At 39.8% G+C, this 13741-nt stretch carries 8 protein-coding genes; 5 read left to right on the plus strand and 3 right to left on the minus strand.

What is annotated here, in order from left to right:
- Positions 1–16 precede the first annotated feature (16 nt).
- Positions 17–3133 (minus strand): SusC/RagA family TonB-linked outer membrane protein, encoded by a 3117-nt coding sequence (locus ACOQO1_RS16220; RefSeq protein ID WP_420603932.1) that lies wholly within the window; start codon positions 3131–3133, stop codon positions 17–19.
- Between the two features lie 361 nt (positions 3134–3494).
- On the opposite strand from ACOQO1_RS16220, the gene ACOQO1_RS16225 reads away from it, so the two are divergent.
- The 5 genes from ACOQO1_RS16225 (at position 3495) to ACOQO1_RS16245 (ending at position 11441) form a co-directional block, all read left to right on the plus strand.
- A complete protein-coding gene (locus tag ACOQO1_RS16225; RefSeq protein WP_420603933.1) occupies positions 3495–4514 on the plus strand; it encodes a LacI family DNA-binding transcriptional regulator in 1020 nt (339 codons plus the stop codon).
- 59 nt (positions 4515–4573) lie between these two features.
- On the plus strand, positions 4574–6880 hold the full coding sequence (locus ACOQO1_RS16230; protein WP_420603934.1) for a glycoside hydrolase family 65 protein: 2307 nt from the start codon (positions 4574–4576) through the stop codon (positions 6878–6880).
- An 89-nt stretch (positions 6881–6969) separates the two neighbouring features.
- Entirely contained in the window at positions 6970–8748 is a 1779-nt protein-coding gene (locus ACOQO1_RS16235; RefSeq protein WP_420603935.1) for an alpha-amylase family glycosyl hydrolase, read from the plus strand.
- Between the two features lie 663 nt (positions 8749–9411).
- Positions 9412–10164, plus strand: coding sequence for a glycerophosphodiester phosphodiesterase (locus tag ACOQO1_RS16240; protein WP_420603936.1), 753 nt, complete (start codon positions 9412–9414; stop codon positions 10162–10164).
- Positions 10164–11441: an NAD(P)/FAD-dependent oxidoreductase gene (locus ACOQO1_RS16245; protein ID WP_420603937.1), complete on the plus strand. Its 1278-nt coding sequence runs from the start codon at positions 10164–10166 to the stop codon at positions 11439–11441. Before ACOQO1_RS16240 ends, ACOQO1_RS16245 begins: the two co-directional genes overlap by 1 nt.
- Before the next feature lie 3 nt (positions 11442–11444).
- On the opposite strand, the gene ACOQO1_RS16250 is transcribed toward ACOQO1_RS16245, so the two are convergent.
- Positions 11445–12173, minus strand: a complete 729-nt coding sequence (locus tag ACOQO1_RS16250; RefSeq protein ID WP_420603938.1) for an MIP/aquaporin family protein — start codon at positions 12171–12173, stop codon at positions 11445–11447.
- Positions 12174–12211: 38 nt separating this feature from the next.
- Positions 12212–13708: a glycerol kinase GlpK gene (glpK, locus tag ACOQO1_RS16255; protein WP_420603939.1), complete on the minus strand. Its 1497-nt coding sequence runs from the start codon at positions 13706–13708 to the stop codon at positions 12212–12214.
- Positions 13709–13741: the final 33 nt, after the last annotated feature.

Genomic DNA, 13741 nt, shown 5'->3' on the forward strand with positions numbered 1-13741 from the left:
TTTCAATTTTTTTTGTTTAGAAAGTAGCATTTAAGCCAAAAGTTACAGTTCTTGGTCTTGGAAAGGCTGTATAGTCAATACCCGCTGTCGGAATACCATTTAGCAAATCACTTACCCCATTGTTTGGAGTACCGGGTTGAACACTAATTTCTGGATCTAAACCACTATAATCCGTAATTAAGAACAAATTTTGTCCTGTAACAGACAATCTTAGGCTTTTTAAAGCGCCATCACCACTTAGAGGCACATTATAACCAATGGATGCGTTCTGCAATCGAACAAAATCTCCACTTTCCAAGAATCGTGTAGATACCGGCGCAGAAGCCACATTACTTTCACCAGTTGTTAATACATCTGGCGTTACGTTTCTTGCATTACCAATAGAACCAGCTGTAAAGAAGGCATTTCGGGTATTGTTATACACGGAAAAACCAAATTGACCGGCAAAATAGGCTGCGAAATCCCAATTTTTGACATTAAGATTCAACGAAAGTCCAGCATTAATATCAGGCAAGGCATCCTCCCCAACAAATGTTTGGACATCACCTATAGGTAACCCATTGTCATCAAATCCTCCAAACTCACGTAAGAAGTAAGAGAAGAGTGGCTGATCTCCGGCAAGAATTTGAGCAAAAGCTAAAGAAAGACCTTGTCCTCTAATAGTACCTGCAGGAATCTGACCACCAAAATCCTGTAGTTCGTTATCGTTATATGCAATGTTGAATGCCGTGCTGAAACTAGCGTCTTCAGAACTTAACCAGTCAACATTCAGTTCAAATTCTACCCCTTGATTGATCAAAGTAGCATCCAGGTTTTCAAAGAATCGTGGTTGAGGTGATGGTTGAGCGGCCTCAATATTCAATAAAAGATCGGTGGTTTCCTTCCTGTATACGTTAATACTACCTGAGACCATATCATTATTGAATCCGAAATCTACACCTACATTAAAGTCAAGTGTTTCCTCCCATTTAAGATCTGGGTTGGCAAAAGTAACAGGAGAAGTACCTGGTGGTACAAATTCACCATCATCATTGATCGAAGGTGATCCAAATCTTTCACGTCTAATAAATTGACCATACCCTAGTCCTTCTTGGTTACCCGTAATACCAGCTCCCAGTCTTAATTTTAAAGTGGAGAATGTGTCACCCATAAAATCCTCTTCATGAATTTTCCAAGCAAAGGCAGCTGATGGGAAATATCCATATTGGTTGTTTCCACCAAAACGTGAAGATCCATCTGCTCTAACTGTTGCGGTAAACAAGTACTTGTCGTTAAGAGTGTAATTCACCCTTGCAAAGAAAGATTGCAATTCGTCAGTATTGTCAAAAGTATCGGCGGCAATGGAACGAACCAAGCGAGTAGAATTTCCTGCTCCAACCTGTTCTGAGGTAATGGATGGGAATAGCCTGTTGACCACAATGCTGGAAGACCTTGGGTCATAACCAAACTGCTGGAAAGAATTATCTATTTCTGCTTGGGTGCTATTGACAGAGATTCGCATATCTTCATCCATTTTTCCGAACTCCGAAGTTGAGAATCCAAATCCTTCCACATTTCGGCCACTAGTGCCAAAATCTTGGAACGAATATCCAACAATTGCGTCTATAGAAGAGTTTTCAAACTGTTTTCGATAGTTTAAAGTTGCCTCGATCAAACGATTCTCTAAATCCAATGTGTTAAAGTTACCACGACCGTTTCCTAAAACGTTCCTACCAACATTGATGGCATCTCTTGTGGAAAGAGCTACGGTTTCTCCTTCAGATTTATCGTAACCTACATTAATTTTTCCAGTTAACTCAGGAGTAAATTTGTATTCAACAGAGCCATTGATCAAAACACGATTGACCATACTTGTTGTTCTGGTTTCTTTCAATAAAGTTGCTGGGCTAAGAAGACCACCTGCAGCAGAGAAGCTTGGACTGGTAGGCCATGTTGGATTTGCAGAATAAGCAGCTCCCAATAAATCCCCATTAAATCCTGCACTACCACTAAGCGGAGCTTTTTGTTCGTTAACCCTTGAGATAGTCCCCTGTAGGTTTAAGGTTAACTTATCTTCTAAAAACCTATGTGTAGCATTGATTCTACCTGTAATTCTTTCAAGATCAGAATTTTCAACAACCCCAAATTGTTTTCCGTAACCAAAAGTTGCTCTTACATTCCCCGAGCCATAATTGTGCATGTAGGAAAGGTTTTGGTTTTGTGAGGCTACCGTTCTGGTAACAAAATCTTGCCAATCTGTATTGTTTCCGAAATCTTGCGCTGCGCGATCTCCTCCAAATTGCTCCACAGCATCTAGAAATTGCTCTCTGTTCAACAGATCATATTCGTCAGCAGGAGTCGAGATGCTTAGATTGGAAGAGAATTCAAATCTTCCTCCGGTGGTACCTCTACCATCCTTAGTGGTAATGATTACAACACCATTTGCACCTCTGGAACCGTATATTGCAGTCGCAGAAGCGTCTTTAAGAACACTTATGCTCTCAATATCGCTTGGGTTCAAGAAGTTGAGGGGGTTTGAAGAAGTAGAGGTTCCAAGACCGGTATCACCCGTTGAAGGTGAAGTGCTTGCCCCAGAAAGTGGAACCCCATCAACAACAAAAAGAGGGTTGTTGTTGGAACGCACGGAATTTGTACCCCTAATCCTAATGGCAACCCCATCTCCAGGAGCACCACTGGCCTGTGTAATCTGAACACCAGCTGTTTTACCCTGTATCAATTGTTCTGGCGATGCGATGACACCTCCATTGAAATCTTCAGATGTTACAGCAGCAACAGAACCCGTTGCATCTTTAATGGTAGTGGTACCGTAACCAATGATTACCACTTCGTCCAATGCTTGTGCATCTTCCTGCAAGGTCACATTGATTGATGGTTGTCCGTTAAAAGTAATTTCCTGGGTGCTAAAACCAATGTAGCTAAACACGATAACCGAACCGTTGTCAACATTGTTTAGAGTGTAGTTACCATCAAAATCGGTTTGCGTACCGTTAGTTGTCCCCTTTACAAGAACACTAGCTCCCGGCAAAGGTCCGTTCGCATCTGAAACAGTACCAGAGACTGTCTGAGCTTTTGCTATTCCAAAGCATAAAAATGCCCCTAATAGCAAAAAGCTTTTAAGTAGCGTAATCTTCATAAATAGTTAATTTTAAGTTTAGTTAATTTTAATTCAAGTGTTAAACATATATAAAAAAAGCGTTAAACGAAATTTAAGAGTAGCGCAACACTGAACGAAAACGGTTTCGTGTTGATAACTTTAAAAGCATGAAAGAATGTTAAAATTAAAAGGACTAAATTATTTAAATCATAATTTAACCTTGGGTATTAAGAGAAATCCGCAATTTTTTGACTAATATACAATTTTATTTTTGGAATGGATTTTGGGTTAATTTTGGGATATTCCTGTATGGATTGTTAAAAAGAATGTTAAGGATATGCCAATGATTTTTAATGATTAATTTCAAAGCCGGAAACCATCAGACTAAACCGTTAATTTTTTGAAAGCAAAAATTACTCTAAAGGATATTGCAAGAGAACTTGAAGTCTCAATTTCTACTGTTTCAAAAGCACTAAAGAACAGCGAAGAAATTAGTAGGGATACAAAGGAAAAAGTTCAGGCCTTTGCGAAACTTTATAATTATAAGCCAAATAACATTGCCATAAGCCTTAAAAACAAAAGAACTAAAAATATTGGTGTTGTCATTCCCGCCATTGTTCACCATTTTTTTACAACTGTAATTCGGGGAATAGAGAAATATGCAAATGCAAGAGGCTATAATGTAATTGTATGTCTTTCAGAGGAATCCTTTGATAAAGAGGTGATTAACATGGAAATGTTGGCCAATGGGAGTATTGATGGATTTATTATGTCCCTTTCCTCAGAGACGCAGCAAAAAGGTGACTATAACCATTTAAAAGAAGTTACAGAGCAAGGAATTCCAGTAGTGCTATTTGATCGTATCACCAATGAGGTCGATTGTGATAAAGTAATCATTGATGATCAGATGGGGGCCTATATGGCCACAAAAAAGCTAATTGAACAAGGAAGAAAAAAAATAGCTTTAATAACAACGGATGACTATTTAAGCGTAAGTAAGGCCAGAACACAGGGATATAGAAAGGCACTGATAGAAAGCGAATTGGATATTGATGAATCCAGGATACTTAAATTATCCACTATGGAGATGGATGAAGAGCGAATTCGAGAATTTTTTGATACTCGGGATGTTGATGCCGTACTCTGTGTAAATGAGATTTTTACCGTATTCAGTATGCGTTTGGTCCAAAAAAAGGGATTGAAAATTCCTGAGGACATATCATTTATCGGTTTTACAGATGGGTTGTTATCCAGATATGCCAACCCTAGTTTGACCGTGGTGGCACAGCATGGCGAAAAAATGGGAGAGATTTCCGCTCAAATGCTCATAGATAAAGTTGAAAGTGAGGAAGAGGAGGAATCATTCCATACCAAAATATTGGAACCAACATTGGTGGTCAGGAATTCTACAATTAATTAAGTTTGCAGCTTTTTTGAACTAGAATCAGAATTTAACTTACCGAGTTTTATTTTAAGCAGATGAATCAAGATTATATAAAAGCAGACCCTTGGTCTGTCATAGAAGAGGGCTTTGATAAAGAACAAGTGAAATCCTCTGAAAGTTTGTTCAGCATTGGAAATGGAGCCATGGGGCAACGTGCCAATTTTGAGGAACAATACTCTGGAGAAACATTTCAGGGAAGCTATATTGCCGGTGTTTATTATCCAGATAAGACAAGAGTGGGGTGGTGGAAAAATGGATATCCGGAATATTTTGCTAAAGTGTTGAATGCGCCCAACTGGATCGGGATAGATGTTTTTATTAATGATGAGCCACTGGATTTGAACACATGTAAAAATGTTTCAAACTTCAAAAGGGAGCTTAACATGAAGGAAGGTTGGTACAAGCGAAGCTTTACCGCAACCATGACTAATAACCTTGTGGTAGCTGTGGAGGTCGTCAGGTTTTTATCCATTGATTTGGATGAAATAGGAGCAATTCAATACAATCTGCAAGTGTTGAATTCTGATGCTGAGATTATCTTGCTGCCCTATTTGGATAGCGGTATCACCAATGAGGATAGTAATTGGGACGATAAGTTTTGGAACACCACCAAGATCACATCCAATAGTAATAGAGCTTTTATTGAGTCGCATACCATGAAGACCAACTTTGCGGTCTGTACGTTTATGCAAACTGAACTTCATGTTAATGGTGATAGGATCGATGTAAACCCAACAGCAAAAAAAGACGAACTTTCTATAGGGAATTCGTATATCGTTGAGGTCAAGAAAAATGAAAAAGTGGCCTTGACAAAATACGGGGGCTATACGGTTGATAGAAATCATTCCAAAGATGAGTTGCTTAAAGCGGCCAATACCGTTTTGGATGAAGCCTCAGGATATGGATTCGAAGCACTGCTCCAAAAACAAAAAGAAGCATGGGCCAAGATTTGGGAAATGAGCGATATCACTATTGAAGGTGACGTAAAAGCACAGCAAGGCATCCGCTTTAATATCTTTCAATTGAACCAAACCTATTTGGGAAAGGACTCCCGGTTGAATATTGGGCCAAAAGGATTCACAGGAGAAAAATATGGTGGAAGCACCTATTGGGACACAGAAGCTTACTGTCTTCCTTTTTATATGGCCACCAAAAACCAAGATGTAGCGTGGAATTTGTTGGAATACCGCTATAACCATTTGGAAAAAGCCATAGAAAATGCCGAAAAACTGGGCTTTAAAAATGGAGCTGCCCTTTATCCCATGGTGACGATGAACGGGGAAGAATGTCATAACGAATGGGAAATTACCTTTGAGGAAATCCACAGGAACGGTGCTATTGCCTTCGCCATTCATAATTATCACAGGTTTACAGATGATTACAGCTATGTTCCAAAAATGGGAATGGAAGTGCTAATAGGAATTGCTAGATTTTGGCATCAACGGGTAAATTTTTCCGAAGACAAACAAAAATATGTCATGCTCGGGGTTACAGGTCCCAATGAATATGAAAACAATGTCAATAACAACTGGTATACCAACTATTTGGCCAAATGGTGCATCAACTATGCTTTGGAACAACTTGAGGTGACCAAGGACAAATATTCAGAGGATTACAAGAGAATTGTATCAAAAACCAAGCTGACTTCAGCAGAAACCGAAGATTGGGCCAAGGTTGCCAATAACATATATTTTCCATTTTCAGAAAAGCATCAGGTGTACTTGCAGCAAGATGGATTTTTGGATAAGGAAATGGTCAAAGTGGAAGATTTGGATAAGTCCGAAAGGCCCATCAACCAAAAATGGAGCTGGGATAGAATATTACGTTCGCCCTACATAAAACAGGCCGATGTTTTGCAAGGATTCTACTTTTTTGAAGATGACTTTACTACCAAAGAACTAGAAAAACATTTTGATTTCTACGAACCTTTTACCGTACACGAATCCTCATTATCTCCATGTGTGCACAGCATTCAGGCAGCCAAATTGGAAAGAATGGATCAAGCCTATACCTTTTATTTGAGAACCTCAAGGTTGGATTTGGATGATTACAACAAAGAAGTGGAAGAAGGACTTCACATTACCTCCATGGCGGGAACTTGGATGAGTATTGTGGAAGGCTTTGGAGGAATGCGAGTTAAGAATAACCACCTTTGTTTTACTCCTCAAATTCCAAAACAATGGACTTCCTATTCCTTTAAAATCAATTTCAGAAACCAGATTGTTACCATTGCGGTTTCGGAGAAAGGCGCGGACTTTGAGATTTCTGGCTCCAACGAATTGATGATTCAGGTAAATGATGAACAAGTAAAGCTGGTTCCAGGAAAAATTGTGCATGTGTGAAAAGGCTATGCTACGGTATCGTTGTAACACTTATTGCAGTTTTGTGCTCATGTCAAAACACGGTGAATACTAAACCACATCAGCTAACAATGAAAAAGAAAACCGTAGTCTATCAGGTTTTTACCCGACTTTTTGGAAATACCAATACAACCAATAAACCATGGGGGACCATTGAAGAAAATGGTATTGGGAAATTCTCGGATTTTACGGATAAGGCACTGGCTGAAATCAAGGACTTGGGAGTAACCCATATTTGGTACACCGGGGTACTCCATCACGCTGTAATAAATGATTATACGACCTATGGAATCTCCAATGATGATCCTGATGTTGTAAAAGGTCGTGCAGGTTCTCCTTATGCCGTTAAAGATTATTATAATGTAAATCCAGATTTGGCTGTGGACCCTTCAAAACGGTTGGACGAATTCAGGGAATTGATTAAAAGGACCCATGAGGCGGGGATGAAGGTCATTATTGATATTGTGCCCAATCACATCGCCAGAAATTATAAAGGGTTGACCAACCCCGGAGGGGTTGTGGATTTTGGAGCAAATGATAAGACGGATGTGGAGTATGATGTAAACAATAACTTTTATTATATCCCCGGAACTGAATTTAGAGTGCCGCAATGGCAAGATGGATATCTACCGTTGGGTGGAGAAGAAAACAAGTTTGCAGATTCAAAGTTTGAGGAGATCCCAGCTAAGTGGACGGGAAATGGTTCCCGTTTGTCCCAACCTCATTTTAATGATTGGTATGAAACGGTAAAAATCAATTATGGTGTTCGTCCAGATGGGTCAAAAGATTTTGAGGAATTACCACAGGAGTTTGCCCAAAAGGACCACAAGGCCCATTTTGAGTTTTGGAGCAACAAGGCCATACCAGACTCTTGGAACAAGTTTAGGGATATTGCCCTTTATTGGCTGGATTTTGGCGTGGATGGTTTCCGTTTTGACATGGCTGAAATGGTGCCCGTGGAATTTTGGAGCTATCTAAATTCCAACATCAAAATAAAAAACCCGGATGTATTTTTGTTGGCTGAAGTATACAATCCTGATTTGTATAGGGATTATATCCATAAAGGAAAAATGGATTACCTGTATGATAAGGTGGAATTATACGATAGTATAAAACATATTATGAAGGGTTATGGGTGGACAGACCATATTCCTGTTGTGCAAAAGGGAATGGCTGATATTGAGCACCATATGCTCCATTTTTTGGAAAATCATGATGAGCAACGGATTGCAAGTCCGGACTTTGTTGGGAATGCTGAACTGGCAAAACCCGCCATGGTTGTTTCGGCAACTTTGAGCACTTCGCCCACCATGATTTATTTTGGTCAGGAAGTTGGTGAGCCTGGAGCCGAAGATGCAGGATTTGGGAAATCTTCCCGCACCTCAATTTTTGATTACATCGGAGTACCCCATCACCAAAGGTGGATGAACGACAAACAATTTGACGGCGGACAACTATCAACGAACGAAAAAAAACTCAGGGATTTTTACAAGCGCCTTTTGAATTTTACCATATCGAGCGATGCCCTGATGGGAGAGTATCAAGAAATCCATTTCTTTAACAAAGACCATACAGAAGGCTATGATCATCGAGTACTTTCTTTTGTGAGATGGTCCGAGGATGAAAAGTTGATAATTGTGTCAAATTTTGATGCTGACAAAAGCTACAATTTTGAACTTAAGATTCCAGAAGATATTATCACCAAATGGGAACTAAAAACTAAAGAATATAGTTTGGTAAACGAACTTTCTCATGGTGATAAGAAAAAACTCAACATTGAAAATGGAATAGGGAGCATTAAGATGGCACTTAAACCCTTGGAGTCCTTTATCTTAAGAATTGAGGAATAAAAAAGCGGATTGCTTTGCAATCCGCCAAAGTTTAAAGTTGGTTAGTTTGCTATTTCTCCTTAGCTGCAGTTTTTTGATAGACTATCGCAATGACAGCCCCGGTTAATACCAAAGAATATTAAACTTAATACTGAATCTACCAAGGTGGCCGGCCAAATCCAAATAGGCTTGCCGTAGCATACCATATTAGCCCATGACCCAATCCAGCAAAAATGCCTATCCAAGCACCAAACTCTGCTCCTTCTTTACCACTATGGTGACCACTGAGCCCATTTGCTATAAAGTGTACTTAAAGCAAAGGCAGAAACAAGATTGCCTAAAATAATAAACCCCAAATCAGGAGGGTCTTTCATGTAACTATTAAGTACATGGCCATCCATTAAATCTTTCAGCGGCCATTCCCCATAAAAGGTACCCTAGCAAAAACATAACAATTGTTGCAGCTACGGTAGCCAATAAATTAGATTTTGAAAACATGTTAGTTGTTTAATTGGTTGATAATGTGATAAAAGTATTAAATAAAATTTAACAAATTGTTAAATATTTATGTAAAATATTGAGAATATATGGATTATGGCAACTTTACACCTGTAAATTCACATTATAACCCCTATGCTCAATATCATTTTCAAATTGTATTTTTAACAGTAAAAATGAATCAACATGAAAAAAAGATTACCACTTATTTTAATTACTATTTTTTTAATGAACAGTTGTGGTTTTATGGATTCTAAACCTTTGGTCATAGGGCATAGGGGAGCTATGGGGCATGAAACGGAGAATACTCTGGCATCTGTGCAAAAAGCATTGGATTTAGGGGTTGATATGATTGAAATTGACGTTTTCAAAATCGAGAGCGGGGAAATAGCGGTATTCCATGACGAACGTGTGGAACGACTCTCAAACAGTGGAGGCTTAATAGAAGATTACAATATTGTGGATTTAAGACAGCTGATTTTAGATGGGAACCATAAAATACCCCAGCTGCAAGATGTGTTGAAGTTGATTGATAATCAGGTGGCCTTGAATATAGAATTAAAAGGATCAAATACTGCCGATAGGGTGAACTTTATTACCAACTACTATATTAAAGAAAGAGGCTGGGCTCCTGAGAATATTATCATCTCCAGTTTTAAATGGGACGAACTTCGGGATTTAAGAAAGCTGAACGAAGCCGTAAAAATTGCAGTATTAACAGAGGAGAATCCATTGCAGGCAATTCCCGTGGCCAAGGAATTGAATGCCGTGGCAATAAATCCTGATTTTAAAACCTTAACAGAAGAAACTGTTGAAGAAATGCAGGACGCAGGGTTTAAGGTGTACACATGGACCGTTAATGAACCTGAAGATATTCAAAAGATGAAGGATTTTGGAGTGGATGGAATCATTACCAATTATCCTGAACGGGCACATTAATGTTCGATATCATTATTGTTGGTGGAGGAGCAGCAGGATTCTATGCAGCTATCCATATAGCGGAGCAAGCACCAAATTTAAAAATAGCCATTTTTGAAAGGGGCAAAAACGTACTTTCCAAAGTAAAGATCTCTGGGGGAGGACGTTGTAATGTAACACATGGAGAGTTTTCTGCCCATGAACTTATCACCAATTACCCCAGAGGCCAAAAAGAACTTTTGGGGCCGTTTCATACCCATGCTCCCCTCGATGTAATGGCTTTTTTTGAAGCAAGAGGGGTCCCATTGAAAATTGAAGACGATGGACGTGTTTTTCCAAAGAGTGATTCTTCCCAGAGCATTGTTGATTGTTTGGTCGATGAAGCAAATAGATTGGGAGTAAAAGTTTTAAAAAACAGTTCCGTAAAACAGTTCACGAAAGATGAGAGTGGGAAAGGGTGGCGTGTCACCACAATGAACAAGCACTATTATGCCAATAAACTGCTTCTGACAACGGGAAGTAGCTCTAAAATTTGGGGCCAATTAAAAAAAATGGGGCATCAGATCATTCCACCGGTACCTTCATTGTTTACGTTTAATATCAATGATGAGCGAATTAAAGGAATACAGGGAGTAAGTACATACGCTACCGCTGAAATTTTACCGAAAAGGATTTTTTCCCATCAACAAGGCGATCTTAAACTAAAAAGTGCACGCAAGGAAGAACCAATTCTTGAGTCCGAGGGGCCTATTCTGATAACACATTGGGGGCTTAGCGGGCCGGCAATTTTAAAGCTTTCGGCCTGGGGAGCTAATATTTTGAATGATTATCATTATGTTTTTAGGGTAAACATCAACTGGGTACCAGAATATGCTACAGGATCCATGGAGCTTTTGTTGAGGGAAATAAAAGAGGTGGAGACCAAAAAGACCATTTTGAGAACAAATGCTGTTGATATTCCAAGAAGATTATGGATAAATCTAGTGAAAGCTGCGGGTATTGAAAAAGATTTGAAGTGGGCAGATGTGACCAAGGAAAAACTCCAAAATTTGGCCAAACAACTTACGGCATGCTCTTTTAGGGTAGAAGGAAAAAGTACTTTTAAAGAGGAGTTTGTGACTGCCGGCGGAGTAGATCTCAAAGAAATTAACTTCAAAACCTTTGAAAGCAAGGTATACCCTAATCTTTATTTTGCCGGGGAAATTATTAATGTAGATGCAATAACCGGAGGATTCAATTTTCAAAATGCATGGACAGGAGCTTATATAGCTGCCCAGGCCATAGCCGCTGATCAATAACTATTATTGAAGTGCAATTGCAATTCCTGCAGCCAAAGCCGCGCCCAAAATAGGGCCAACCACCGGAATCCAAGAATATCCCCATCCGTTGGAACCTTTGTTTTTAATGGGAACTAAAGCATGAATCATTCTAGGGCCTAAATCTCTTGCTGGATTAATGGCATAACCCGTGGTGCCACCTAAAGATAGACCAATGCCCCAAACAATTAATGCAACCGGTAAGGCTCCCAACGATCCAAGTCCAATAATCGTATTGTCCTTAGTGGAAACGGCATCAGTAAAGTACAACACCGAAAATATCAAGACAAAAGTTCCTAAAATCTCAGACAAAAGATTCAAAGGTGTGTTTGGAATTGCCGGGGCGGTACAAAAAACACCTCTTTTGGTATTGCCGTCATCGGTAGCATCAAAATGACGCTTGTTCAATAGCCAAACAAAAAAGGCTCCCAGCATGGCGCCAATAAATTGGGCAATAATGTAATTGGGAACATCATAAATGGAGAATTCACCGGCCAGCGCCAACCCAATGGTCACCGCAGGGTTTAGATGTGCCCCACTATGTGGTCCTGCCACCACTACGCCCGTGTACACCGCAAGGGCCCATCCGGTTGTAATTACGATCCAACCAGAACCGTTTCCGAAAGTTTTTTGTAATGATACGTTTGCATTTACGCCGCATCCCAATAAAATGAGTAGAAAAGTTCCAACAATTTCCGAAATGAAAGGAGTCATAAAGTAGTTTTTGGTTAAAGGTTATTTTTTGATGGAATTCAATGTGTTTCGGTCCAAAATTCCAATGCCTTGATTGCCCTGTACCAACCTTGGATTCCTTTTTCTATGGATTCTCGTTCGGTTGATGGATTGAAATGAACATCGGTTTGCCAAATATCTTGAATTTCTTCTGGATTTTTCCAATAACCAACAGCAAGTCCAGCTAAATAAGCCGCTCCCATAACGGTGGTTTCCACAATCTTTGGCCGTATGGTTATGGTATTCAACACATCAGCCTGAAATTGCATGAGCATATTGTTGACGGTTGCACCTCCGTCAACGCGAAGTTCTTTGATGGAAATCCCTGAATCAGCTTCCATGGCTTTTAAGATATCCATGGTCTGGTAGGCTATCGATTCCAAAGCTGCTCTTGCAATATGGGCATCTGTACTTCCTCGAGTCAATCCAAAGATGGTCCCTTGTGCATGTTGATTCCAATGTGGGGCACCCAATCCCGCAAAAGCTGGAACAAAATATACGCCTTCCGAACTTTCAACCGACCCCGCAAGCTGTTCCACTTCCGAAGAGGTTTTTATAATCTTTAAACTGTCCCGCAACCATTGCACCACCGCTCCCGCTATAAAAATACTCCCTTCCAATGCATAGTGGGTTTTTCCGTTGATTTTCCATGCAACCGTTGTAAGGAGATTATTTTTTGAAACAATAGGTTTTTCCCCAATGTTCATTAACATAAAGCAACCGGTGCCATAGGTATTTTTAACCATACCTTGCTTGGTGCACATTTGTCCGAACAAAGCTGCTTGCTGGTCTCCTGCAATCCCTGAAATAGGAATCTTGGCCGTAAAAAAATTGGGACTTGTATGTCCATAGACCTCACTGGATTGTCGTACTTCGGGAAGCATGCTCTTTGGAATGGTAAGCAGCTCAAGAAGTTCGTCATCCCACTCCATGGTGTTAATATTGAACATCAACGTTCTGGAAGCATTGGTAACATCTGTAATATGAAGGCTTCCCTCGGTCATTTTCCAAATGAGCCAAGTATCAACGGTTCCTAAAACCAAATCCCCTGCTTCTGCTTTTTCTCGAGCGCTCGCTACGTTATCCAAAATCCATTTTACCTTGGTGCCTGAAAAGTAGGAATCAATGACAAGTCCAGTTTTTTCACGAATCATTTTGGCCTTTCCTTGGTTTTTCAGTTCATCACAGTAATCCGCTGTTCGCTTATCTTGCCAAACAATGGCATTGTAAATAGGTTCACCGGTATTACGGTCCCAAACTATAACCGTTTCTCGTTGATTTGTAATACCAATGGCGGCTATTTGCTCTCCTTTTAAACCTCCTTTGCTGACGGCTTCCGCTGCCATTCCCGCCTGCGTGGCCCAAATTTCTTTGGCGTCGTGCTCTACCCATCCCGGTTTGGGAAAAATTTGGGTGAATTCTTTTTGGGCAACTGAAATTATAGCTCCTTGTTTATCAAAAACTACGGCTCGTGAACTGGTGGTACCTTGATCTAAAGCAAGTATATATTGATTCATATAATGAATTTAATGTCAATGAAAATACTAAAA

It is taken from the genome of Flagellimonas sp. (genome assembly GCF_965222555.1).
Classification (GTDB): domain Bacteria; phylum Bacteroidota; class Bacteroidia; order Flavobacteriales; family Flavobacteriaceae; genus Flagellimonas.